Origin of the sequence: Amycolatopsis australiensis (genome assembly GCF_900119165.1) — a bacterium.
GTDB lineage: Bacteria > Actinomycetota > Actinomycetes > Mycobacteriales > Pseudonocardiaceae > Amycolatopsis > Amycolatopsis australiensis.
On the sequence record NZ_FPJG01000006.1, the window covers coordinates 4,136,928 to 4,159,996 of the forward strand.

General features: G+C 72.9%; 20 protein-coding genes. 10 read left to right on the plus strand and 10 right to left on the minus strand.

Features of this window, described 5'->3' with window-relative positions; genetic code table 11:
* The first annotated feature begins 133 nt into the window (after positions 1-133).
* The 3 genes from BT341_RS20670 (at position 134) to BT341_RS20680 (ending at position 9,634) form a co-directional block, all read left to right on the plus strand.
* Positions 134-6,763, plus strand: a complete 6,630-nt coding sequence (locus BT341_RS20670; RefSeq protein ID WP_072477856.1) for a DUF885 domain-containing protein — start codon at positions 134-136, stop codon at positions 6,761-6,763.
* Positions 6,764-6,818: 55 nt separating this feature from the next.
* Positions 6,819-8,024: a fumarylacetoacetase gene (gene fahA, locus BT341_RS20675; RefSeq protein ID WP_072477857.1), complete on the plus strand. Its 1,206-nt coding sequence runs from the start codon at positions 6,819-6,821 to the stop codon at positions 8,022-8,024.
* A gap of 569 nt (positions 8,025-8,593) precedes the next feature.
* Positions 8,594-9,634, plus strand: a complete 1,041-nt coding sequence (locus BT341_RS20680) for an LLM class F420-dependent oxidoreductase (protein WP_072477858.1) — start codon at positions 8,594-8,596, stop codon at positions 9,632-9,634.
* Between the two features lie 4 nt (positions 9,635-9,638).
* Here the strand turns inward: BT341_RS20680 and BT341_RS20685 are convergent, their stop codons facing one another.
* Positions 9,639-10,262, minus strand: coding sequence for a class F sortase (locus BT341_RS20685; protein ID WP_072477859.1), 624 nt, complete (start codon positions 10,260-10,262; stop codon positions 9,639-9,641).
* 224 nt (positions 10,263-10,486) lie between these two features.
* On the opposite strand from BT341_RS20685, the gene BT341_RS20690 reads away from it, so the two are divergent.
* Positions 10,487-11,431 (plus strand): Ppx/GppA phosphatase family protein, encoded by a 945-nt coding sequence (locus tag BT341_RS20690; protein WP_072477860.1) that lies wholly within the window; start codon positions 10,487-10,489, stop codon positions 11,429-11,431.
* Between the two features lie 40 nt (positions 11,432-11,471).
* Positions 11,472-11,654 (plus strand): hypothetical protein, encoded by a 183-nt coding sequence (locus BT341_RS20695; RefSeq protein ID WP_072477861.1) that lies wholly within the window; start codon positions 11,472-11,474, stop codon positions 11,652-11,654.
* 25 nt (positions 11,655-11,679) lie between these two features.
* On the opposite strand, the gene BT341_RS20700 is transcribed toward BT341_RS20695, so the two are convergent.
* From BT341_RS20700 to BT341_RS20710, 3 genes are read right to left on the minus strand one after another with little or no spacing between them, the layout of a single operon-like run.
* Complete coding sequence (locus BT341_RS20700) at positions 11,680-14,085, minus strand: glycoside hydrolase family 65 protein (protein ID WP_072477862.1); 2,406 nt, start codon at positions 14,083-14,085, stop codon at positions 11,680-11,682.
* Positions 14,082-14,813 (minus strand): HAD family hydrolase, encoded by a 732-nt coding sequence (locus BT341_RS20705; protein WP_072477863.1) that lies wholly within the window; start codon positions 14,811-14,813, stop codon positions 14,082-14,084. The genes BT341_RS20700 and BT341_RS20705 overlap by 4 nt, the downstream gene beginning before the upstream one ends.
* Before the next feature lie 9 nt (positions 14,814-14,822).
* The gene (locus tag BT341_RS20710) at positions 14,823-15,182 is read right to left on the minus strand and encodes an ArsR/SmtB family transcription factor (RefSeq protein ID WP_072482082.1); all 360 of its coding nucleotides are present in this window, start codon (positions 15,180-15,182) and stop codon (positions 14,823-14,825) included.
* A 131-nt stretch (positions 15,183-15,313) separates the two neighbouring features.
* On the opposite strand from BT341_RS20710, the gene BT341_RS20715 reads away from it, so the two are divergent.
* Positions 15,314-15,814, plus strand: a complete 501-nt coding sequence (locus BT341_RS20715; protein ID WP_072477864.1) for a PaaI family thioesterase — start codon at positions 15,314-15,316, stop codon at positions 15,812-15,814.
* Here BT341_RS20715 and BT341_RS20720 read toward each other — a convergent pair.
* Both BT341_RS20720 and BT341_RS20725 read right to left on the minus strand, forming a co-directional pair.
* Positions 15,804-16,133, minus strand: coding sequence for a nuclear transport factor 2 family protein (locus BT341_RS20720; RefSeq protein WP_072482083.1), 330 nt, complete (start codon positions 16,131-16,133; stop codon positions 15,804-15,806). The two genes, BT341_RS20715 and BT341_RS20720, sit on opposite strands and share 11 nt — an antisense overlap.
* 51 nt (positions 16,134-16,184) lie before the next feature.
* Positions 16,185-16,661, minus strand: coding sequence for a MarR family winged helix-turn-helix transcriptional regulator (locus tag BT341_RS20725; RefSeq protein WP_072477865.1), 477 nt, complete (start codon positions 16,659-16,661; stop codon positions 16,185-16,187).
* Between BT341_RS20725 and BT341_RS20730 the strand changes: the two genes are divergently transcribed.
* Complete coding sequence (locus BT341_RS20730) at positions 16,660-17,121, plus strand: pyridoxamine 5'-phosphate oxidase family protein (protein WP_072477866.1); 462 nt, start codon at positions 16,660-16,662, stop codon at positions 17,119-17,121. The two genes, BT341_RS20725 and BT341_RS20730, sit on opposite strands and share 2 nt — an antisense overlap.
* Here the strand turns inward: BT341_RS20730 and BT341_RS20735 are convergent.
* A complete protein-coding gene (locus BT341_RS20735; RefSeq protein ID WP_072477867.1) occupies positions 17,118-18,317 on the minus strand; it encodes an ROK family transcriptional regulator in 1,200 nt (399 codons plus the stop codon). The two genes, BT341_RS20730 and BT341_RS20735, sit on opposite strands and share 4 nt — an antisense overlap.
* 100 nt (positions 18,318-18,417) lie before the next feature.
* Here BT341_RS20735 and BT341_RS20740 point away from each other — a divergent pair, with 100 nt between their 5' ends.
* Positions 18,418-19,158 carry a DUF427 domain-containing protein gene (locus BT341_RS20740; RefSeq protein WP_072477868.1) on the plus strand — a complete coding sequence of 247 codons (741 nt, stop codon included), beginning with the start codon at positions 18,418-18,420 and terminating at the stop codon, positions 19,156-19,158.
* Between the two features lie 4 nt (positions 19,159-19,162).
* Here BT341_RS20740 and BT341_RS20745 read toward each other — a convergent pair whose 3' ends face one another.
* Together BT341_RS20745 and BT341_RS20750 are read right to left on the minus strand one after the other, a co-directional pair.
* Complete coding sequence (locus BT341_RS20745) at positions 19,163-20,443, minus strand: carotenoid oxygenase family protein (protein WP_072477869.1); 1,281 nt, start codon at positions 20,441-20,443, stop codon at positions 19,163-19,165.
* Positions 20,440-21,000, minus strand: a complete 561-nt coding sequence (locus BT341_RS20750; RefSeq protein WP_072477870.1) for a hypothetical protein — start codon at positions 20,998-21,000, stop codon at positions 20,440-20,442. Before BT341_RS20750 ends, BT341_RS20745 begins: the two co-directional genes overlap by 4 nt.
* A 91-nt stretch (positions 21,001-21,091) precedes the next feature.
* Between BT341_RS20750 and BT341_RS20755 the strand changes: the two genes are divergently transcribed.
* Positions 21,092-21,604 (plus strand): PadR family transcriptional regulator, encoded by a 513-nt coding sequence (locus BT341_RS20755; protein WP_143168607.1) that lies wholly within the window; start codon positions 21,092-21,094, stop codon positions 21,602-21,604.
* Between the two features lie 124 nt (positions 21,605-21,728).
* Here the strand turns inward: BT341_RS20755 and BT341_RS20760 are convergent, their stop codons facing one another.
* Positions 21,729-22,412: a zf-HC2 domain-containing protein gene (locus BT341_RS20760; RefSeq protein WP_072477871.1), complete on the minus strand. Its 684-nt coding sequence runs from the start codon at positions 22,410-22,412 to the stop codon at positions 21,729-21,731.
* A 53-nt stretch (positions 22,413-22,465) separates the two neighbouring features.
* Here BT341_RS20760 and sigC point away from each other — a divergent pair, with 53 nt between their 5' ends.
* The gene (gene sigC, locus BT341_RS20765; RefSeq protein ID WP_072477872.1) at positions 22,466-23,011 is read left to right on the plus strand and encodes an RNA polymerase sigma factor SigC; all 546 of its coding nucleotides are present in this window, start codon (positions 22,466-22,468) and stop codon (positions 23,009-23,011) included.
* The last annotated feature ends 58 nt before the right edge of the window (positions 23,012-23,069 follow it).

Genomic DNA, 23,069 nt, shown 5'->3' on the forward strand with positions numbered 1-23,069 from the left:
CCGCAGAACGCTACCGCCTCGCCGATCCGCCCGTGCCGAGGCCGTCCGCCCCCGGCGAACGGTGCACCGTTCTTGTCGGTGATCTCCGTTAGGGTCGGCCCGGAGCACATCACCGAAGCTTGGGGGCCTGCCCATGACCGCGGTCACCGAACTCGCCGGCGAGTTCGTCGAAGCGCTGTTCGCCGCCGATCCGCTGACGCCCGCCCTGCTCGGCCTCCGGCCGGCCGAACCCGGCCTGCCGGACCTGTCCGCCGAGGCCGAGCAGGCGTTCCGGGCCCGGCTGGCGGAGCTGCTGGAGCGGGCCCGTGCGCTGGACGCCGCGCAGCTGTCCGCCGAAGACCGCCTCACCCGCGAAGTCCTGATCGCCACGGCCGAGAACCGCATCGGCGTGATCGACGCCCGCACGGCCGAGTTCACGGTCACCGACATCATGGTCGCCCCCGCGGCGTCGCTGCTCATGGCGCTGCCGATGACGACGGTGACGGCGGGTGAAGCCGCGGAAGCCCAGCTCGGCAGGCTGGCCGCGATCCCGGAGTACCTGCGCCAGGCCGCGCGGCGGCACGCCGAGGGCATCGCGCACGGGCTCGTGCCGGTGGCGCACCTGGTCGACGCCGCGATCGCGCACCTCGACCGCTACCTGGCCGACCCGGACGCGGACCCGCTGCGCCGCCAGCCGGCGCCGGACGAGGAGTTCGGGCGGCGGCGGGACGAGCTGCTGGCCGAGGTCGTCCGGCCGGCCTTCGCCGAATACCGCGAATTCCTCGCCACCGAGGTCAAGCCGCACGGGCGGTCCGCGGACCGGCCCGGGCTGAAGTGGCTGCCAGGCGGCGAAGCGGCGTACGCGCGGCTCGTGAAGGTGCACACCACCACCGATCGCACCCCGGAAGAGCTGCACCGGACGGGCCTCGACGTCATCGAGTCGCTGGCCGCCGAATACCGCCGGCTGGGCCGGAAGGTCTTCGGCACCGACGACCTGCCGGAGATCTTCGACCGCCTGCGCACCGACCCGGCCCTGCGCTGGAGCAGCGGCGACGAGCTGCTGGACACGGCGCGCACGGCCGTCGGCCGGGCCACCGCGGAGGCCCCGAAGTGGTTCGGCCGGGTCCCCGGGCAGGAGTGCACGGTCGAGGCCGTGCCGGCGGAGGTGGCCCCCGGCGCGCCCGCGGCGTACTACCTGCGCCCGGCCGCCGACGGGTCCCGGCCCGGCATCTACTTCGCCAACACCCACGAAGCCGGCGAGCGGTTCCGGCACACCGCGGAGTCGACCGCGTTCCACGAAGCCGTGCCCGGGCACCACTTCCAGCTGAGCATCGCCCAGGACCGCACCGAGCTGCCGCTGCTGCGCCGCATCGGCAACTTCACCGCCTACACCGAGGGCTGGGGCCTCTACAGCGAGCGTCTCGCCGACGAGATGGGCCTCTACTCCGACGACGTCGCGCGGCTGGGCATGCTGACCGGCGACTCGATGCGGGCGGCGCGGCTGGTCGTCGACACCGGCCTGCACGCGCTGGGCTGGAGCCGCCGGCAGGCCGTGGACTTCCTGCTGGAGCACACGCCCGAGGCGCGCGTCGAGGTCGAGACGGAGGTCGACCGCTACATCGCGTGGCCGGGCCAGGCGCTGGCGTACATGGTGGGCCGGCTGGAGATCCAGCACCTCCGCGCCCGCGCCGAGGAGCGGCTCGGCTCCCGGTTCGACATCCGGGCGTTCCACGACGTCGTGCTCGCCGGGGGCGCGCTGCCGCTGTCGGCGCTGGCCACCGTCGTCGACGAATGGGTGGCCGGGCACGGCGACACCGTCAACGGCCTGGCCGCCGAGCTGGTCGAGCTGACGTTCGAGCAGGAGCCGCTCGCCCCGTCGATCCACGGCTTGCCGGGCGAGCACGACAGGCTGGCCGACCAGACCCGGGCGGCGCAGGAGCGGTTCCGCGCCGCTTACCGGGCGCTCGCCGCCCGCGCCAGGGCGTTGCCCGGCGACGGCTTGCCGCCGGAAGAGGCGGTGACGCGCGAGGTCGTGATCGCCGCCGCGGAGGTGGAGGCGGACCGCCTCGGTGCCCGCAGCGCCGACGTCGCGGTGAGCGACGGCTTGACCGCGCCCGCGCTGGGGCTGCTGCTGTACCTGCCGTACTACCGGCTGGATGACGAGCAGAAGGCCCGCGGCTACCTCGCCCGGCTCGCCGCGATCGGGACGTACCTCGAAACGCTGACCGAGCGGCAGCGCGAAAGCCTGGCCGACGGGCTCGTCCCGCCCGCCTACCTCGCCCGCGTCGGCATCGAGTACATCGACCGCTACCTCGCCGCACCGGAGAGCGACCCGCTGAAGGTCGGCACGACGGCGGAGGTCGAGGGCTTCGAGGCCGAGCGCGACCGGTTGCTCGCTGAGGTCGTCCGGCCGGCCTACGCCCGCTACCGCGACTTCCTGCGCACCGAGGTCGAACCGGTGGGGCGCCCCGACACCGCGCCCGGGATCGGGCACGTTCCGGGGGGCGCCGAGCGGTACGCGGCACTGATCCGCGCCGAGACGACGACCGAGCGCACGGCCCAGGAGCTGCACGAAACCGGGCTCGCGCTGATCGAAAAGCTCGGCGAGGAGTACCGCGAGCTGGGGCGGAAGGTGTTCGGCACCACCGATCTCGCCGAGATCTTCGAGCGCCTGCGCACGGATCCGGCGTTGCGCTGGCGTGACGGCGAGGAGCTGCTGTCCGCGGCCCGGGACGCCATCGCCCGGGCGGAAGCCGTGGCGCCGCACTGGTTCTCGCGCATCCCGGCGGAGAAGTGCGAGGTCGCCCCGGTGCCGGAGGCGGACGCGGCGAGCGGCACGATCGCGTACTACCTGCAGCCGTCGCTCGACGGTTCGCGGCCGGGAACCTACTACGCCAACACCTACGAAGCCGAGAAACGGCCGCGGTTCACCAGCGAGGCGATCGCGTTCCACGAAGCCGTGCCGGGCCACCACTTCCAGCTCAGCCTGGCCCAGGAGCTGCGTGACCTGCCGCTGCTGCGGCGGATCGGCATGTTCAACGCCTACGCCGAGGGCTGGGGCCTCTACGCCGAGCGGCTCGCGGACGAGATGGGACTGTATTCGGACGACGTCGCCCGCCTCGGCATGCTGACGCAGGACTCGATGCGGGCCGGCCGGCTCGTGGTCGACACCGGGATGCACGCGCTGGGCTGGAGCCGGCAGCAGGCGATCGACTACCTCGTCGAGCACACGCCGATGGCCCGCCTGGAGATCGAGGCCGAGATCGACCGGTACGCCGCCTGGCCGGCGCAGGCGCTCGGGTACATGGTCGGGCGCCTGGAGATCCAGCGGCTGCGCGCGGAAGCCGAGCGCGCGCTCGGCGACCGCTTCGACATCCGCGGCTTCCACGACGTCGTGCTCGGCCACGGGATGCTGCCGCTGTCCGCGCTGGCGAAGGTCGTCGCGGACTGGGTGGCGGCCCAGGGCGACACGCCGGACCGGCTGGCCGACGAGCTGATGGCGGTCAACTTCGAACGGCAGCCGCTGTACCCGTCGGTGTTCGGCCTGCCCGGCGACCACGGCAAGCTGCCGGACCCGAGTGCCGGGGCCGAAGCCCGGTTCCGGGCGCGGTACGCGGACATCGCCGCGCGGGCCGAGGCCGTCGAGCCCGCCGGCCTGTCCGACGCCGAGCGCATCACCCGCGAAGTGGTGATTTCGCAGGCGAAGACCGAGATCGACGAGATCGACTCCCGCCGCGCCGACATCGCGGTCAGCGACGGGCTCGGCGCGCCCGCGCTGCAGCTGCTGCTCTACCTGCCGCAGACGGTGCTGGACGACGAGCCGAAGGTCCGCGGCTACCTCGCCCGGCTCGCCGGCGTCGGCACCTACCTCGACGCGCTGATCGCCCGGCAGCGCGCCGCGGTGGCCGAGGGCCTGGTGCCGCCGGACTTCCTGGTGCGCACCGGCATCGGATACGTCGACCGCTACCTCGCGGCGCCCGAGCGTGACCCGCTGCGGGTGACACCGTCGTACGCGCTCGAGGGCTTCGAGGCCGAGCGTGACCGGCTGCTGGCCGAAGTCGTCCGGCCGGCGTACGCGCGGTATCGCGCGTTCCTGGCCGACGAGGTCGCCCCGGTGGCGCGACCCGAGACCTCTCCCGGGATCGGCGACCTGCCGGGCGGGCCGGAGCGGTACGCGGCCTTGATCCGCGTCGAGACGACGACCGAGCGCGCGGCCCAGGAGCTGCACGACACGGGACTCGCGCTGATCGAAAAGCTCGGGGACGAATACCGCGAGCTGGGCGCGAAGGTGTTCGGCACGACGGATCTCGCGGAGATCTTCGAGCGGATCCGGACGGACCCGGCGTTGCGCTGGCACGACGGCGAGGAGCTGCTCGCCGGCGCGCGGGAGGCCATCGCGCGGGCGGAAGCCGTGGCGCCGCAGTGGTTTTCGCGCGTGCCGGACCAGAAGTGCGGGGTCGCGCCGGTGCCGGAGGCGGAAGCCGCGAGCGGCACGATCGCGTACTACCTGCGGCCGTCGCTCGACGGGACCCGGCCGGGCGTGTACTACGCGAACACGTACGAGGCCGACAAGCGGCCGCGGTTCACCAGCGAGGCGATCGCGTTCCACGAAGCCGTGCCGGGGCACCACTTCCAGCTGTGTCTCGCACAGAGCCTCACCGGGCTGCCGCTGCTGCGGCAGATGGCGCACGTGAACGCCTATGCCGAGGGCTGGGGGCTGTACGCCGAGCGGCTGGCCGACGAGATGGGCCTGTACTCCGACGACATCGCCCGGTTGGGCATGCTGACCCAGGACTCGATGCGCGCGGGCCGGCTGGTCGTCGACACGGGGTTGCACGCGCTCGGGTGGAGCCGGCAGCAGGCGGTCGACTACCTCGTCTCGCACACGCCGATGGCCCAGCTGGAGATCGAGGCCGAAATCGACCGGTACGCCGCCAACCCCGGGCAGGCGCTCGGGTACATGGTGGGCCGGCTGGAGATCCAGCGGCTGCGGTCCGAAGCCGAACAGGCGCTCGGCGAGCGGTTCGACATCCGCGAGTTCCACGACGTCGTGCTGGGCAACGGAACCGTGCCGCTGCCCGTGCTGTCGCGCGTCGTGGCCGAGTGGGTGGCGCTGCGGCGTGACACGCCGGACCGGCTCGCGGACGAGTGCCTGGAACTGATGTTCGAGGCGCGGCCGCTGCTGCCGTCGCTCTACGGGCTGCCGGGCGCGCACGACCAGCTCGGCGACCAGTCGGCCGAGGCGGCCGCCCGCTACCGCGCGGGCCTCGCCGGGATCGTGGCGCGGGCGGAGGCGATCGACGCGGCGGCGCTGACGCCGGCCGAGCGCGTCACGCGTGACGTCGTGATCTGGCAGGCGCGCGTCGAGATCGACGTGCTCGACTCGCGCCGCGCCGACATCGCGGTGAGCGACGGGCTGGCCGCGCCGGCGCTCGAGCTGCTGATCATGCTGCCGCAGGCGGTGCTCGACGACGAGGCCAAGGCCCGCGGCTACCTCAGCAGGCTCGCCGCGGTCGGCACGTACCTGGACCAGGTGATCGAGCGGCAGCGGGCCGCGCTCGCCGAAGGTCTCACGCCACCGGAGTTCCTGGCGCGCGCCGGCGTCGGCTACGTCGAGCGTTACCTGGCCGCGCCGGAGAACGACCCGCTGAAGGTGCCGGTCCGCGGCCTGGAGGCCGAGCGCGACCGGCTGCTGGCCGAAGTGGTGCGGCCCGCGTACGCGCGGTACCGCGACTTCCTGGCCGACGAGGTCGTCCCGGTCGCGCGCCCGGAGACGTCGCCGGGGATCGGCGACCTGCCGGGCGGGCAGGAGCGGTACGCGGCGCTGATCCGGGCCGAGACGACGACCGAGCGCACCGCGCAGGAACTGCACGAAACCGGGCTGGCGGTCATCGAGCGGCTGGCGGGGGAGTACCGCGAGGTGGGCGCGAAGGTCTTCGGTACGACGGACCTCGCGGAGATCTTCGAACGGATCCGCACCGATCCGGAGCTGCGCTGGCGCGACGGCGACGAGCTGCTGGAAGCGGCCCGGCAGACGATCGCCCGCGCGGAAGCCGTGGCGCCGCAATGGTTCCTGCGGGTGCCGGAGCAGCGGTGCGAGGTCGCGCCGGTGCCGGAGGCGGAGGCCGAAGGCGGCTCGATCGCGTACTACATCGACCCGTCACTCGACGGTTCGCGACCGGGCACCTACTACGCCAACACGCACGGAGCCGACCAGCGGCAGCGGACGCTCGCCGAGGCGACGGCGTTCCACGAAGCCGTGCCGGGCCACCACTTCCAGCTCACGCTCGCCCAGCAGCCGACCGGCGTGCCGCTGCTGCGCCGGATCTGCGTCTTCAACGCCTACTGCGAGGGCTGGGGCCTGTACGCCGAGCGCCTCGCGGACGAGATGGGGCTGTATTCGGACGACGTCGCCCGCCTGGGACTGCTGACGCAGGACTCGATGCGGGCGGCGCGGCTGGTCGTCGACACGGGAATGCACGCGCTCGGCTGGAGCCGCCGGCGGGCGGTCGACTACCTGCGCGACAACACGCCGATGGCCCAGATCGAGATCGACGCGGAGATCGACCGGTACGCGGGCCACCCGGGCCAGGCGCTCGGGTACATGGTGGGCCGCCTGGAGATCGAGCGCCTGCGCGCGGAGGCCGAGCGGACGCTGGGCGAGCGGTTCGACATCCGCGAGTTCCACGACGTCGTGCTGGAAAGCGGAAGCCTGCCGCTTCCGGTACTGGCGGACGTGGTGGCCGATTGGGTGGCGGCGCGGGCCGCAGGGGAGGCGCGGTGAAGGCGACCTGGCGCGATCTGGACTGCGGCGCGCGTCGGTTGGGCGGAGGAGTGCGATGACCTGGCTCGACCTGCCCGACGACACGCTGTTCGGCCTGGAGAACCTGCCCTACGGCGTGTTCTCCGTCGGCGGCGCGCCCGAGCGACGGGCCGGGGTGCGCGTCGGCGACCTGGTGCTCGACCTGACCGCCGCAGCCGCCGAAACCGCGGCCGCGTTCGCGCCCTTGCTCACCGCGGGCGTGCTCAACCCGCTGCTCGCCGCCGGGCCCGGCGTCTGGCGTGAGGTCCGGGACAGTGTCCGGGAATGGCTCACCGAACCGCGGTACGCCGACCGGTTGCGTCCGCACCTCGTGCCCGTCGCGGAGGTGACCACCCACCTGGCGTTCGACGTCGCCGACTACGTCGACTTCTACTCCAGCGAGCACCACGCCCTCAACGCCGGCCGGATCTTCCGCCCCGACGCGGCCGAGCTGCCGCCGAACTGGAAGCACCTGCCGATCGCCTACCACGGCCGGGCGGGCACGGTCGTGGTGTCGGGCACGCCGGTCGTCCGGCCGCACGGGCAGCGCAAACCGCGCAACGCCGACGCTCCCGCGTTCGGCCCCTCGCGGCGGCTCGACATCGAGGCGGAGGTCGGGTTCGTCGTCGGCGTACCGTCCACTGCGGGCACTCGTGTGTCCACAGCGGACTTCGCCGGTCACGTCTTCGGCGTGTGCCTGGTCAACGACTGGTCCGCCCGCGACATCCAGGCGTGGGAGTCCCAGCCGCTGGGCCCGTTCCTGGGCAAGTCGTTCGGTACGTCGGTGTCGCCGTGGATCGTCCCGCTGGACGCGCTGGAGCACGCGCGCGTCGACGGCCCGCCGCAGGACCCGGAGCCGTTCGAGTACCTGCGTACCAGCGAGAAGTGGGGGCTGGATCTGGCGCTCGAGATCCGCCTCAACGGCCACGTGGTCTCCAGGCCACCATTCGCGACGCAGTACTGGACGGCACCGCAGCAGCTGGCACACCTGACGGTCAACGGCGCGAGCCTGCGCACGGGCGACCTGTTCGCCTCGGGCACGGTGACGGGCCCGGAACGCGACCAGCGAGGATCGTTGCTGGAGCTGTCGTGGGGCGGCCGCGAGCCACTGGAGCTGCCGGGAGGCGAGAAACGCACGTTCCTGGATGACGGCGACGAGGTGGTGATCACGGCAACGGCCCCAGGCCCGGCGGGCAGGCGAATCGGCTTCGGCGAAGTGCGGGGGACGGTGGTGCCGGGCTGAGCGGTGGGCCTCGTTCGCCGCGCTCGACGAGCGCCGACCCGGCTGGCGCCGCGCCCGATCGGGGTGGGCTGCACCCGCCCTGACCCGTACCCCACGGCGCTCGGCCGCGCCGACCCGGTGCCGTCGCGCCCGAGCGGCGCGCGTTGCCCGGCGCCAACCTGCGCCCCACCGCCGCCGCGCTGCGTCCGGCTGGCGTGGGTCGCGCTGGGCTGGTCTGATCCCGGGTGCGTCCGGCTGGGGTGGGTCGCGGTGGCCTGGCTTGATCCGCGTTGCGTCCGGCTGGGGTGGGTCGCGCTGGGCTGGTCTGATCCCGGGTGCGTCCGGCTGGGGTGGGTCGCGGTGGCCTGGCTTGATCCGCGTTGCGTCCGGCTGGCGTGGGCCGCGCCGACCTGCCCCGACCGGCGCCGCGCCCGACCGGCGCCGGCCGCGCAGATCAGCGCCGGAGCCATCCGCGCCGCCCGACCGGGGCCACCCCCGCGCCGCGCCGGAGTGGTGCCGCGCACACCCTCCTCCCGCCCCGATGCCGCATAATGGCCGGACTAAGCGCTTGCTCAGCCAGGAGGAGACCCATGAGGATCGGGACCGCGATCAGCTATGCCGGAGGCTTCGGGGAGAGCGTCGCCGATGTCGTCGAACTCGAGAAAGCCGGCCTTGACGTCGTCTTCGTTCCGGAGGCCTACTCCTTCGACGCCGTCAGCCAGCTCGGGTACCTCGCCGCCAAGACCCAGCGGGTCCAGCTCGCCTCCGGCATCTTCCAGATCTACACCCGCACCCCGACCTTGACCGCGATGACCGCCGCCGGGCTGGACTTCGTCTCCGATGGGCGGTTCATTCTCGGGCTCGGGGCCTCCGGGCCGCAGGTCATCGAGGGCTTCCACGGCGTCAAGTACGACGCGCCGCTCGGCCGTACCCGCGAGATCGTCGAGATCTGCCGTCAGGTCTGGCGCCGGGAACGCGTCGTGCACGAGGGCAAGCACTACACGATCCCGCTGCCGCCGGAGCAGGGGACCGGGCTCGGCAAGCCGCTCAAGCTGATCAACCACCCCGTGCGCGAACGCATCCCCGTCCTGCTCGCCTCGCTCGGCCCCAAGAACGTCGCGCTCACCGCCGAGATCGCCGAGGGCTGGCAGCCGATCTTCTTCCACCCCGAGAAGGCCGCGGACGTCTGGGGCGCGTCGCTGGCCGAAGGCAAGGCCAAGCGCGACCCCGCGCTGGGCGAGCTGGACACCTTCGTCAGCGTCGCGCTCGCCATCGGCGACGACGTCGAGCCGCTGCTCGACCACCTGCGGCCCGTCGTGGCCCTCTACGTCGGCGGGATGGGTGCGCGCGGCAAGAACTTCTACAACGACCTCGCCCGCCGCTACGGCTACGAGGCCGAGGCGAAGCTCATCCAGGACCTCTACCTCGACGGCAAGAAGGAAGAGGCCGCCGCGGCCGTGCCACTCGAGCTGCTGCGCGCGATCTCGCTGGTCGGCCCCGCCGGGTACGTCAAGGAACGGCTGGCGGCCTTCAAGGACGCCGGGGCGACGACCCTGGTCGTCAACCCGCTGCTGCCCGGCCGCGAGGCGCGGGTCGCGGCGGTGGCGCAGCTGCGGGAACTCCTCGGCTGAGGCGTCACACCGGGGACGCGTAGACGGCGACCCGCGGCGCGTCGATCCCGGCGCTGTCGTGGGTCCCGTCGCTGGTGATCAGCCGCAGCTGCGGGCCCGGCCCGTCGGGCGCGACCAGCGTGCTGTCCGGCTCGTCCGGCGGGAACGTCGCCGTCCGGCGGACCGTGAACCGGGCCTGGCGGCCCTCGTCGTCGCGCACGACCACCGCGGCGCCCGGTCTCAATGTGCCCAGCCGGGCGAACGCGCCGCTCGAGTAGCCGAAGCCCGCGTGCCCGGAGAGCACCGCGACACCCGGGTCGCCCGGTGCGGGACCGTCGGCGAACCAGCCGACGCCCAGCGCCGTGCCGGGCTGCTCGCGACGGCCGCCGACGTGGCCGAGGTCGACGACGTGGTTCAGGGTCAGGCCGAGGTCGGGGATCAGCAGCGCGGCCGGCCGGACACCGGCTCCCGCGGTGGCGGGACGGTCCGCGGCCGACGCGCCGGGGGTGACCGAAGCGCTCGGCGCGAGCACCGCCGTGACGCCGAGCAGCACGCAGCCGAGCCCCGCCACCACCGCGACGACGGCGGCGGCCGGCCGCACGAGCTGCGCTCGCCGCTCGGGTGGTTCGTCAGCGTTCCCCTGCCGCACACCGGTAAGTCGGGACACCGCGGGCAAGCGTTACCGAATCGTGTCCGAGCGTGGCCGGGTTCACTCGATCGGCTTACCGGAGTTGTGACCTGTGTCAGAAAAGCACGTCCGGAGGCCCGAAATCCGGCAAAGTCCGGCGAACCGCCGTGATTTCCGCCAAGATCGGATGTTTCGACCAGGCGAAACAGGGTTATCCACGGTGCGGAAGAGAGGTGCGCCCGGCTGTGCGAAAAATCGACGTGCCCACAGTGGGTGTCCTGGACGTCGGCTCGTTCAGCGCCCGGCTGGTGGTGATCCCGGTCGACGGCTCGCCGCGCGAACCGGTGCTCAACCACCAGACGCGGCTGCGTCTCGACCGCGAGCTCGACGACCGCGGCCGGCTGAGCGACCGGGGCGTCGCCGCCGTCACGACCGCGGTGGCCGCCGGCATGAGCACGGCCTACCGGCACGGCATCACCGGCGTCTACCCGCTGGCGACGTCCTCGATCCGCGACGCGGCCAACGCGGCGGACATTGTCCGGCACGTCGCCGGCGAAACCGGCGTGGAGCTGCGGTTCCTCTCCGGCCGGTGCGAAGCCGAACTGGCCTACCTGGCCACCCGCCGCTGGTACGGCGCCGCGGCGGGGCCGTTGCTCGTGCTCGACATCGGCGGCGGCACGGTCGAGCTGGCCGCCGGCTCCGGCGACCGGGCGACGTTCGCGCGTTCGCTGCCGCTGGGCGCGCGGTCGATGACCCGCGACTGGCTGCCGAGCGAGCGCGTGTCGAACAAACAGGTCAAGGCCCTGCGCACGCACGCCCTCGACGTCGTGGCGACCACGCTCGGCGCCGCGGACGTCGACGATCCGCAGGTCGTCGGCTGCTCCAAGGTGCTGCAGCAGCTCGCGCGGCTGGCCGGCGCGCGCCCGGGCAAGTGCAAGGAGCTGCGGCTCGACGACCTGCGCGCCTGGATCCCGCGGCTCGCCGCCCTGCCGCCGGCCAAGCGAGCGGAGCTGCCGGGCATCTCCCGCAGCCGCGCCCACCAGGCGCTGGCGGGCGCGATCGTGGCGGAAGCGCTGCTGACCGTGGCCGGCGGCAAGGTCACGATCTGCCCCTGGTCGACCCGCGACGGCCTGCTGCTCACCCTGCAGGACAAGGCGAAGGCCGCGGGCGAGGGCTCCGCGGCCGCCTGACCCCTGGTCGCGGCCGGGAAAACCGGGTATCCCGGAAGACATGAGCGAGCAGCAGCGCATCCACGCCCGTGACGACGACGAAGAAGAACTCCCGAAGCTGCCGAAGCCCGGGCAGCTGACCCACGACGTGCCGACCGCGCCGGACCCCGACGTGAGCCCGGGCGGAACCGAGGAGATCCCGGCCCCGCCCGGACGGGACGTCCTCAGCGACCTGCCGCAGTGAGACCGGCCGCCTGGACGTCCCGGGCCTATTCGCGATAGGTCTCGGTGATCGGGTTGGCCGGTTCCGCGTACTGCCGGACCTTCTCCGAGTCACGCCGCATGGGAGCGCGGCCCGCGGGCTGCTTCGGTGGCTCGCCCGCGTCGATCTTCGGGATCGGGAACCGCTGCGGCTCGGGGGTGAGCGTGATGCGGTCGCCGTGGTGCAGCACTTCCAGCGGGTCGCCGTCCAGCACGTGGTAGGTGGCCTGGTCGCGGTCGATCTCGACCTGGAACCGGGTGCCGCGGAACATCAGGCGGAAGGTGATCCGGTCCAGCTGCGGCGGCAGCCGGGGCGTGAACGCCAGCGTCCCGCCGTGGTCGCGCAGCCCGCCGAACCCGGCCACGGTGCCCTGCCACGCTCCGGCCAGCGACGCCATGTGCAGGCCGTTGCGGACGTTGTTGTGCACGTCGTGCAGGTCGGTCAGCGCGGCTTCGGCGAGGTAGTCGTAGGCCAGGTCGAGGTGGCCCACTTCGGCCGCGATGACCGCCTGCGTCCCCGCCGACAGCGAAGAGTCGCGCACGGTCCTGGCCTCGTAGTACGCGAAGTCGCGGGCCTTCTCCTCCTGGCTGAACGAGTCGCCGCACAGGTGCAGCGCCAGCACCAGGTCCGCCTGCTTGACGACCTGCTTGCGGTACAGGTCGAAGTACGGGTAGTGCAGCAGCAACGGGTAGTGGGCGGAATCGGTGCCCGTGTAGTCCCACTCGTCGTGCTCCAGGAAGCCCTCCGACTGCGGGTGCACGCCCAGCTCTTCGTCGTAGGGCACGAACATCGCCGCCGCGGCCGCGCGCCACGAGTCCAGCTCGACGGTGTCCACGCCGAACCGCGCCGCCACGTCCGGGTGCCGCTCGCACGACTCCGCCGCCGCGAGCAGGTTCCGGCGCGCCATCAGGTTCGTGTAGACGTTGTTGTCGGCCACGGCCGAGTACTCGTCCGGTCCGGTGACGCCGTCGATGCGGAACGCGCCGTGCCGGTCGTGGTGCCCGAGCGACGCCCACAGCCGGGCGGTCTCCAGCAGCAGCTCGGTGCCGTAGTCGCGTTCGAACTCCTCGTCGCCGGTCGCGTTGAGGTAGCGCAGCACGGCGTCGGCGATGTCCGCGCTGACGTGGAACGCCGCGGTGCCCGCCGGCCAGTACGCCGAGCACTCGGCGCCGTTGATCGACCGCCACGGGAAGGCCGCGCCGCGCAACCCCAGCTGGTGCGCGCGCTCCCGTGCTTTGTCCATTGTGGAGTGACGCCAGCGCAGGGCGTCGCGCGCCGCGTCCGGCATGGTGTAGGTGAGCACGGGCAGGACGAACGATTCGGTGTCCCAGAACGCGTGGCCGTCGTAGCCGGGGCCGGTCAGGCCCTTGCCCGCGATCGCCCGGCTCTCGCCGCGGGCCCCGGCCTGCAGGAGGTGGAACAGCGCGAAGCGGACCGCCTGCTGCAGCTCGGGATCGCCGTCGACCTCGATGTCCGACGTGGCCCAGAAGTCGTCGAGGAACTGGCGCTGCTCGGTGAGCAGGCCCTTCCACCCGGTCTGTCGCGCGCCCGCCAGCGCGGCCTCGACCTGGGCCCGCAGCGCGGGCACCGAGCGCTGCGCGGACCAGCCGTAGGCGAGGAACTTGGTGATGCGCAGCCGGCCGCCCTTGGGCACGTCGACCGCCACGGTCAGCCGCGCGAGGTCGTCCTCGGAGTGGATGCGGGCGCGGATCCCGTCGTCCACCTCGATCTTGTGGTCCATCGCCGCGGCCATCCGCAGCCCGGAGCGGCGGGTCCGGTGCACCAGGACGGCGTTGTAGTCGGACGCGCGGTGGAACTCGCCGACCAGCGGCGCGTTCAGCGCGGCGGCCACCCGCGGGTCGCTCGTGTCGGACTCGATCGGCTCGTTGGCCAGCAGGTCGGACTGGACCACCAGCTGCAGGTCCTCGTCGAGCGGCTCGACCTCGTACCGGATCGCGGCGATCGCGCGCTGGGTGAAGGAAACCAGCCGCTCGGTGCGCACGCGGACCCGCCGCCCGGTCGGCGACGACCACTCCGTGCTCCGGCTCAGCGTGCCCTTGCGGAAGTCCAGCACCCGGTCGTGCGCGGTGGCCGCGCCGTAGCGCATGTCGAGCGGCTCGTCCTCGACCAGCAGCCGGATGATCTTGCCGTCGGTCACGTTGACGACGGTCTGGCCCTCTTCCGGGTAGCCGTAGCCGGCTTCGGCGTACGGGAGCTCGTGCTGCTCGTAGAAGCCGTTCAGGTAGGTGCCGGGCAGCCCGCGCGGTTCGGCTTCCTCCAGCGTGCCGCGCAGCCCGATGTGCCCGTTCGACACGGCGAACGCCGATTCGGTGCGCTGCAGGGCGTCGACGTCCATGCCGCGCCAGCGCAGCTCCCACGGCGCGCACTCGTAGCCGTGCGGTTCTTCGCTCATCGCTCCTCCAGGAGGTCGGCGAGGTCGTCGACGACGATGTCGGCCCCGTGGGCTTTCAGTTCGGCGGCCTGGTTCGCGCGGTTGACGCCCACGACGTAGCCGAAGCCGCCGGCCTTGCCCGCCTGGACGCCGGACTGGGCGTCCTCGAAGACGGCGGCATGCGCGGGTTCGACGCCGAGTGCGGCGGCACCGGCCAGGAACGAGTCCGGCGCGGGCTTGCCCTTGAGGCGCCGCTCGCGGATGACGATGCCGTCGACGCGGGCCTCGACGTACTTGCTGAGGTCACCGGCGTCGAGGACCTTGGCGCCGTTGGCCGACGACGTCACGACGGCGATTTTCAGCCCGGCCGCCTTGACCGCTTCGAGGTAGCGGACCGAACCGGGGTAGGGGCTGACGCCGCGTTCGTCGATGATCTTCAGGACCAGGTCGTTCTTGCGGTTGCCGACGCCGTTGACGGTGGGGGCGTCCGGCGGGTCGTCGGGCGTGCCTTCGGGCAGCTCGATCCCGCGTGAGCGCAGGAATTCGCGGACCCCGTCGGCGCGCGGGCGGCCGTCCACATAGGTCGCGTAGTCGAGATCGGTGAACTCGCGGAACGCGGCGCCGTCGCGGGCGCGGAGAAACTCGTCGAACGTCCGTTTCCAGGCCTCGCGGTGGAGGACGGCCGTGCCGGTCAGGACTCCGTCGAGGTCGAACAGGCACGCGGTGATGGTCTCGGGCAATCCCGTCATGCCCGCACGCTACCGGTCCGCGGAGCCGTTCGCGGGGTGCGGGCGCACGCGATGGATGAGTTCGTGGACCGTCGCGTCCGCCAGGCGGTACCGCACCACGCGTCCGGTGCGGTGCGGGGTGACCAGGCCGTGGGCGCGCAGCAGCCGGAGAGCCTGCGACACCGCCGTGTCGGTCATGCCGGTGGCCGCCGCCAGGTCGGTGACGCTGATCTCGCGGGCGTAGTGGATCGAGACCAGCAACGCGAGCCGGGACGGGTCGGCGACGACGGAGAAGCGCCGGGCCCACTCGTCGATGACGGCGCGGTCGCCCAGCCCGTCGATCGCCGCGGCGACCCGTTCCGGGTCGATCAGCTTGCGGCCGGGGTCGATGCTCACGCCGGGGATGATCCCACCCGCGGCGCGGGCGGACCACCGGTGTCCTGGGTCACGCCGCGCTTGACGCCGCCGGGGCCCGCGGGCGAGGCTGCGGTTAAGACAGTTGTCATAACCGAGGAGCCGAGATGACCGACGTCGCCGGGCAGGTCCGCGCGAAGACCATCACCTGGGAGGACCCGCTGGAAACCGCCCGCCTCGGCGCCGCCATGTCCGGCCTGGAGTACATGCGGGCCATCGCCGACGGCCGCATCCCGCCCGCGCCGATCGCCGCGCACTTCGGCATGCGCTGGGAACGCGTCGAACCCGGCGAGGTCGTCGCCGTCGCCGAGCCGGACGAGTCGCTGTACAACCCGATCGGCATGGTCCACGGCGGTGTCGCGGCCACGATGCTCGACTCCGTCATCGGCTGCGCGGTGCACACGACGCTGCCGGCCGGCGTCGGCTACGCGTCGGTGGAGCTGAAGGTCAGCTACCTGCGCGCCATCCACGCCGGCCGCGGCGAGATCCGCGCGACCGGCCGCGTCGTGAAAGAGGGCTCGCGGATCGCGTTCGCGGAAGGGGAGATCCGCGACGTCGACGGCAAGCTGCTGGCGACGGCGTCCGGAACCTGTGTGATCACCCGCTGACGGGCTGCTTGACGTCCCAGTGCTCGGCGATCAGGCCGTCCTCGACGCGCACGATGTCGACGACGGCGGTCCCGGCCACGTGCAGGTGCACGACGACGAGGTCGTCTTCGGCGACGACGTGCCGGATCCGCGCGGGCGCTCCGGCGAGCGGCGAGTTCCGCACGGCGTCCGCGAACGCGTCGCGGCCGGAGGGCAGGCCGGGGCTGTGGGTGACGAAATCGGGGTGCAGCGCGGCCTTCGCGGCGTCGAAGTCGTGGCGCACGAACAAGTTCTCGAAGCAGCCGGCGACGATCATGCGGTTCGTGGCGGTTTCGCTCATGTCCTTCATGGTCGGGATCCCGGGCGCCGCGGTCGATTACGTCACGGGTAATCAGCGCGGCGGCCGGACGCGCCGGGCGCGGATCGCGTCGTCGCCGCCGAAGCGGCCGATGACCGCGGCCAGCAGGGAACGCGCCTCGTCGAGGCGTTCGGCGCCGAACTCCGCCGCCAGCTCCGCTTGCAGTTCCTCCCGCAGCTTCCGGGTGGCTTCGACGGCGTCGCGGGCGTGCTTGGTGAGGTGAAGCAGCTTCGTGCGCGCGTCGGCCGGATCCGGTTCGCGGCGCAGGAGTCCCCGGCGCTCGAGGTCGGCGACGGCTTTCGACGCGGCCTGCTGCGTCACGCCCATCCGCTCGGCGAGCCCGGTGATGGACAGCGGCGCGGCGAGGACGTGCTGGACGACGACGCCGTCGTTGAACCGCAGCTCCGCGAACCCCTGGGCGGCGAGGCGCCGCTGGAGCTCGTCGGTCATCGCCCAGCCCGCGAAGAGCGCGGTCAGCGACAGGTCGAGGGTGCTAGGATGCACAACCATGGTTGTGGAATCTAGCAGAGTGCCCGAGGAGCTGGCCGCAGCGTTCGTCCGCGTGGCGCACCGGATCGTCTGGTGCACGCTGGCGACCGTCGACCGCCGCGGCCGGCCGCGGTCGCGCGTGGTTCACCCGATCTGGGAGCACGGGACGGCGGGCCTGACCGGCCGGCTGTTCACCCGGCCGACGCCGCTGAAGCGAGCGCATCTGGCGAGGTCGCCGTACGTGTCGTGCTCGTACTGGGACCCGCAGCACGAGGTGGCGGTGGCCGAGTGCCACGCCGAGTTCGCGGACGACGAGCAGAGCCGCCGGACGCTGTGGGAGCTGTTCGCCTCGACGCCGGAACCGCTGGGCTTCGACCCGAAGATCCTGGGCGGCGCGGACCACCGGGACCCGGACATCACGGTGCTGAAGCTGACCCCGTGGCGGCTGTCGGCCGGAGGCGAAGCCTGGCGCGCCGCCTAGGCGGCACCCACGCGCCGCTCGAAGACCAGCCCCTCGGCCGCCCGCAGGCCGACGCTGATCGCACCGGTCAGGACCGCGTCCTCGCCCAGCTCGCCCTGGACCACTTTCGGCACCAGCGGCGTGAACGCCCGCAGGGCCCGGTCGATCGGTTCCAGCAGCAGGTCCGCCGCCGTGCCCATGCCGCCGCCGAGGACGATCAGCTCCGGGTCGATCACCGCCGCCACCGAGGCGACCGTGTACGCCAGCCGGTCCGCTTCCGCCGCCAGCGCCTGCCGCGCCAGCTCGTCGCCCTCGCGGGCCAGGCGGAACACCTCGCGGGCCGATTTCGCCGTGCCCAGGCCGAGTTCGCGTGCGCCGCGGACCACCGACTGGGCCGCGGTCGCTTCCTCGAGGTGGCCGCGGGCCGGCGGGGCGCCGTCCTCCTCCGACGAGCGCGTGCGCCCGTACGGCAGGTAGCCGATCTCGCCCGCCGCGCCCGTCGCGCCGCGGAAGACCCGGCCGTCCACCATCAGGCCCATGCCGACGCCGGTGCCGATCGTGATGCAGCCGAACACCGACGCGCCGCGCGCGGCACCGCTTTCGCCTTCGCCGACCGCGGTCAGGTTCGCGTCGTTCTCGACCATCAGGTCCGGGCCCAGCGCGGCTTCGAGGTCGTCGATCAGCCCGGCCCGGCCCCAGCCCGGCAGGTTCGGCGCGTGCCGGAAGCAGCGCTTCTCCGGGTCGGCGACGCCGGGGGAGCCGACCACGCGGACAACGATGTCGCCGCCCGAAAGCCGGGCGTCGGCCACCGCGGCGGCCGCGATCTTCCCGACCGCCGCGACCAGCGCCGCGCCCGAGCGGGCGCTGTTGCGCTCGTCGCGGCGGGCCACGATCCGGCGGCCGAGGTCCGACACCGCGACGCGGATGTGCTCACGGCCGATGTCGACGCCCAGCACGTACCCCGCGGTCGGGTCGGCCTCGTAGAGCACCGCCGAGCGCCCGGTGCCGGTGGACGTCTGCCCGGTCGGGCGCGCCAGCCCGGCGGCCTCCAGCGCGAGCAGCGCCTGGCTCACGGTCGGCTTCGACAGCCCGGTTTCCTTCGCCACCTGCGGCCGGGTCGCCGGCCCGCCGCGGCGCAGCAGGTCGAGCACCGCCCGCTGGTTGATCTTGCGCATCCCGGCGGGGGTCCCGACCGTTGGAGCTTCTACGCCGGCCACCCGTGCCCGCCTCCTGTCGTCCTCGTGCTGACTGCCACGCTAGCCGCCCGGGCCCCGGTTTCGCCGGAATACCCCCGCTTCGGGACCGGTTGACCGGGACATGAGCACTCCGGTACGCGGCCGGGTCCGCGTGGCACAAGGCGCGAAGCGGGTACGGGTGTTCCTCGGCGGGCAGCTCGTCGCGGACACCGTGCACCCCCTCCTGGTGTGGGAAGCTCCCTACTACCCCACGTACTACATCCCGCGCGCGGACGTCGTGAGCGGCGTTCTCGCCCCCTCCGGCCGGACGTCGCACTCGCCCAGCCGCGGGGAAGGTGTTCTGTCGACGATAAAGGGTGGCGCGGCCGAGGCGGTGGACGCCGCGCTGGAGTACCCGGATTCGCCGATCGAGCAGCTGCGGGACCACGTCCGCTTCGAGTTCGGCGCGTTCGACTGGTTCGAAGAGGACGAGCAGATCTTCACGCACCCGCGCGACCCCGGCGTCCGCGTCGACATCCTGCCGAGCTCACGGCACGTGCGGATCGAGGTCGGCGGTGTCACCGTCGCCGACTCGGTCCGCCCGCACCTGCTGTTCGAAACCGGCCTGCCGGTCCGCTACTACCTGCCCCGCGTCGACGTCCGGATGGACCTGCTCGAGAAGATCGGCACGGTGACGCACTGCCCGTACAAGGGCGCCGCCGAGCACTTCGACGTGGCCGGGCACGAAGACCTCGCCTGGAGCTACCCGACGCCGTTGCCGGAGAGCACCCGCGTCGCGGGCCTGATCGCCTTCCTCGACGAGAAGGTGGACGTCTACGTCGACGGCGTGCTCCAGGAGCGGCCGAAGACGAAGTTCGCCTGAGCCCTCACGCGTCCGGCAGCCAGTTCCCGTGGAAGCCCGCGGGAACCCGCTGCGGCAGGCGGACCGTCGCCACAGGTGCCGCGGCGACGTCGCCGGCGTCGAGCACGACGAGGTCGCTGCGGTCCTCCGCCGCGTCGTAGACGTAGGTGAGCAGCCAGCCTTCGCCGTGCTCGGCCGGGACGAACACCGCTTCGCCCGGGACGCGGCCGGGCGCGAAGACGTGTTCGGTGGCCGTGCCGGCGTGCAGGTCGTAGCGGCGCAGGACGTCGTGGCCGGTCACGTGCCCGAAGCGGCTGTCCGAGCCGGCGAGCCGGTCGTCGATGCGGGGGAACTCGCCCGGCCGGTCGTCGAGGCGGTCCTCGGTCACCGTGCCGGCGACGAGGTCGATCGTCCACCGCCACAGCGACGCCGGCGGGTCCTCGTGGCCGGCCCACCACTGGTGGTCGTACCGCATGACGTGCACGACGATCCGGCTGTCGGGCGTGTCGAACGCGTTCAGCGTGTGGAAGACGTAGCAGGGCTCGATCTGCAGCCAGCGCACCCCGGCTTCGGGCCGGTCTCGGCGCAGGACGCCGAGCCGGGCGCCGTAGCGGGCGTCCCAGCGGTAGGGCATGCCCTGGCCGACCGACGCCAGGTCGAACACGACCGGCAGGTCGTAGAACACGGCGTGCTCCCTGGTGAGCGCGAAGTCGTGCATCATCGTCAGGCCCGGCACGTCGATCGGCTGCTTGACGACGAGCTTCCCGGCGGCGTCGGCGCGGTAGTAGCTCACGTGCGGCGCGGTGATGCTGCCGTAGCCGAAGAAGTGCAGCTCCCCGGTTTCCGGGCAGATCTTCGGGTGCGCGGTCATCGAGTCGGCCAGCTCGCCGCCGAAGTCGTAGGCGCCGACGGTCTCGAGGTCCGTCGTGATCTCGTAGGGCAGCGACGATTCGACGAGCGCGAGCGTGCGGCCGGCGTGGTTCACCACGTGCGTGTTGGCGACGCTGCTGCGCAGGTTCCGCGTGCCGTCTTCGTTGTACAGCCGCAAGTCCGGGTTCTCGAAGCTGTCGGTCCGCACCCAGCGGTTGCGGTACCAGGCGGCCCGGCCGTTTTCGAGCCGGACGCCGTGGACCATGCCGTCGCCGGTGAACCAGTGCTTGCTGTTCTCGCGGGGGTTGGGGCCGTTGCGCAGGTACCAGCCGGTCAGCTCGGGCGGCAGCGCGCCGGTCACCGGGAGGTCGAAGGCGGTCAGTTCGTCGTGGACGGGCGCGTAGGCGCCGGTGAGGTGGAAGCCGGTGGTGGTCATGCGGCTTCCCGGGCGCGGGCGCGGACGATGCGTGGGTAACGGATGGTGAAGGCGACGGGCACCCCGAAGCAGAGGACCTTGAGCGCGATCAGGGCGAAGGTGGCGTGCGGCGCGAAGTTCAGCAGGGCGATGCCCGCGATCCCGCCGGCGGTGAAGCTCAGCGCCCACACCAGCGTGATGATCACGTTGACGCGCTTGAAGATCGGGTTGTCCCAGAGCGCCTCCGGCGTCGACGTCCGGGCGATGCCGAGGGTGAACGGCTTCCCGATGGCGAGCGAGCCCCAGGCGGTGAGCGCCAGCCACGCGTCGGTGAGCGCGCCGGTGTAGGTCTTCAGCGGCGACGCGGGGAAGCTGAACGCGACGGCCGTGAGCAGGGCGAAGAAGGCGAACCCGCTCCACTCGATGATGAGCGTGTCGGCGGTGCGGCCGTCGCGGCGGGCGAGCAGGAGCAGCGCGGCGGAGATCACCAGGCCGGTCAGCCCGGACCAGCGCCAGTCGAACTGGGTCGCGACCACGGCGAACGCGATCCACGGCAGGAGACTCTTCAGGTAGTTCACGGCGGGCCCTTCCCCCACGTTCCAACTTTGACATGTCGAATCTAGAACGTGCGCGTTGGACATGTCAATAGTGGAATGTCATGATGGAGTCATGAGCCTCCGACACGCGGTGCTGGGCATGCTGGCCGACGAACCCGGAAGCGGCTACGACCTGCTGAAACGCTTCGAGCGCGCGATGGCCAACGTCTGGCCGGCGACGCAGAGCCAGCTCTACGGCGAACTCGGCAAGCTGGAGAAGGCGGGCCTGATCCACGTCCACGCCGAGGGACCGCGCGGGCGCAAGGAGTACGAGATCACCGAAGCCGGGCTCGCGGAGCTGCGGCACTGGCTGGTGGAGGTCGAACCGTCCGGGCCGCCGCGCAGTGCCGGGCTGCTGCGCGTCTACTTCCTCGGCTCGGTCTCCCCGGAGCAGGCGCGCGGCTACATAGCGACGATGGCCGAGCAAGGGGAGGCGCGCGAGAAGCGGCTGGCAGAACTGGAAGGCACGATCGACTGGGGCGAGGACAACCAGTCGCTCTACGGCCGCCTGGTCCTGGAGTGGGGCAAGCGCTTCTCGGCGATGCAGCGCGAATGGGCCGAGTGGGCGGTCAAGCAGATCGAGTAACCCGCGTATAACGCCCTATACCGCCGGTCCCGAGCGCCCCAATGTGGCCTTCGGTGCGTCAGACGCACCCAAGGCGGCCTTCGGTGCGCGTGACGCAACCAAGGCCGCCTTGGGGCGCTCGGGGTCAGGCGGCGTGGTGGCCGTTGGCCTGCCTGCGCGGCCCGGCGGGACGCGGGCGTCCCGCCGGGGGAGCGTCCACTGTGGACCCGGACGTCGTCGTGCCGTCGTCGGCCGTCGCCGCCGGGAGCGGGGTGTGGCGGTCGCGGTGTGCCCGGTGTACCACGAACAGCAGCGCCAGTCCCAGCACCACCAGCGCGTGCGTCGCCAGCCGGGACAATGCCACCCGGCCCGCCGCCAGGTCGGCCGCCGACAGCACCAGCAGCACCGCGACGAACCCCGCCAGCAGCGGCAGCTGACCGCCCGCCGTGCGCGGCCGGAACACCGCCACCAGCAGGCCGATGCCCACCGCCAGGTTCCACGCGCCGCTCTCGTGGTCGAGGTGCAGCGCGTGTCCGGGATCCAGCAGCTGCGCGAACGCCAGCCCGAGCTGGGCGATCGCCACCACGGCCAGCGCGAGCCGCAGGCCCCAGCCTTCGCCGGACGGCGCCGGCGTGCGGTCGAGGATCGCCGCCGTGAGGTCCGGGACCGGCGGCGCCGGGTGCAGCAGCATCGCCCGCCGCAGCCGTTCCGCGCCTGCGAACCACTCCCGGCAGGCCGCGCAGGCCGCCAGGTGCTCGTCGGGCGAGACCGGCTCGGTCTCGCCGTCCAGCCGGGCCGACAGCGCTTCGCGGCACTCCTCGCACTCCATGGTCCACTAGTCGGACGGCGGATCCGGGAAGTTCCGCTGTATGTTTGCCGATCATGACCCACCGTGCGGACGACGACCGCGTCACGGCGCTGGCCCTGGCCGCCGGCCGGGGTGACCGGCGCGCGCTGGAGGAGTGGGTCCGGGCGACTCAGGCCGACGTCTGGCGTCTCCTCGCCCACCTCACCGACGCGGCCACCGCCGACGACCTGACCCAGGAGACCTACCTCCGCGCCTTCGGCAGCCTTCGCCGCTTCGCCGGACGGTCGTCGTCGCGGACCTGGCTGCTGGCCATCGCGCGCCGGGTGGTCGTCGACCAGATCCGGGCCGCCCGCGCCCGGCCGAAGATCGACTGGGACGCCCCCGTCGACCAGGGACGCGCCACGACGGGGTTCGAGGAGCTGGTCGAGCTGGGCGTGCTGCTCGACGGCCTCGACCCGGAGCGCCGCGAGGTGCTCGTGCTGACCCAGGTGCTCGGCCTGTCCTACGCCGAGGCCGCCGACGTCTGCGGTGTCCCGGTCGGCACCGTCCGCTCCCGCGTCGCCCGCGCCCGTGACGACCTGCTCGAAGCCCGCCGGGAACGCGGCTCGGACGCCGGCTGAACCAGTCCGCTGGGCCGTCCGGCACTGTGGCGGCGCACACATTCGGCGGCTCCGGCTG

Bases quoted from the DNA above. Each gene is read 5' to 3' on its own strand.
- BT341_RS20725 (WP_072477865.1), bottom strand. From the start codon at position 16,661: ATGGTTGTGCATCCTAGCACCCTCGACCTGTCGCTGACCGCGCTCTTC.
- BT341_RS20760 (WP_072477871.1), bottom strand. From the start codon at position 22,412: ATGGAGTGCGAGGAGTGCCGCGAAGCGCTGTCGGCCCGGCTGGACGGC.
- BT341_RS20705 (WP_072477863.1), bottom strand. From the start codon at position 14,813: ATGACGGGATTGCCCGAGACCATCACCGCGTGCCTGTTCGACCTCGAC.
- BT341_RS20695 (WP_072477861.1), top strand. From the start codon at position 11,472: ATGAGCGAGCAGCAGCGCATCCACGCCCGTGACGACGACGAAGAAGAA.
- BT341_RS20715 (WP_072477864.1), top strand. From the start codon at position 15,314: ATGACCGACGTCGCCGGGCAGGTCCGCGCGAAGACCATCACCTGGGAG.
- fahA (WP_072477857.1), top strand. From the start codon at position 6,819: ATGACCTGGCTCGACCTGCCCGACGACACGCTGTTCGGCCTGGAGAAC.
- sigC (WP_072477872.1), top strand. From the start codon at position 22,466: ATGACCCACCGTGCGGACGACGACCGCGTCACGGCGCTGGCCCTGGCC.
- BT341_RS20720 (WP_072482083.1), bottom strand. From the start codon at position 16,133: ATGAGCGAAACCGCCACGAACCGCATGATCGTCGCCGGCTGCTTCGAG.
- BT341_RS20755 (WP_143168607.1), top strand. From the start codon at position 21,092: ATGAGCCTCCGACACGCGGTGCTGGGCATGCTGGCCGACGAACCCGGA.
- BT341_RS20670 (WP_072477856.1), top strand. From the start codon at position 134: ATGACCGCGGTCACCGAACTCGCCGGCGAGTTCGTCGAAGCGCTGTTC.
- BT341_RS20745 (WP_072477869.1), bottom strand. From the start codon at position 20,443: ATGACCACCACCGGCTTCCACCTCACCGGCGCCTACGCGCCCGTCCAC.
- BT341_RS20700 (WP_072477862.1), bottom strand. From the start codon at position 14,085: ATGAGCGAAGAACCGCACGGCTACGAGTGCGCGCCGTGGGAGCTGCGC.
- BT341_RS20740 (WP_072477868.1), top strand. From the start codon at position 18,418: ATGAGCACTCCGGTACGCGGCCGGGTCCGCGTGGCACAAGGCGCGAAG.
- BT341_RS20730 (WP_072477866.1), top strand. From the start codon at position 16,660: ATGGTTGTGGAATCTAGCAGAGTGCCCGAGGAGCTGGCCGCAGCGTTC.
- BT341_RS20680 (WP_072477858.1), top strand. From the start codon at position 8,594: ATGAGGATCGGGACCGCGATCAGCTATGCCGGAGGCTTCGGGGAGAGC.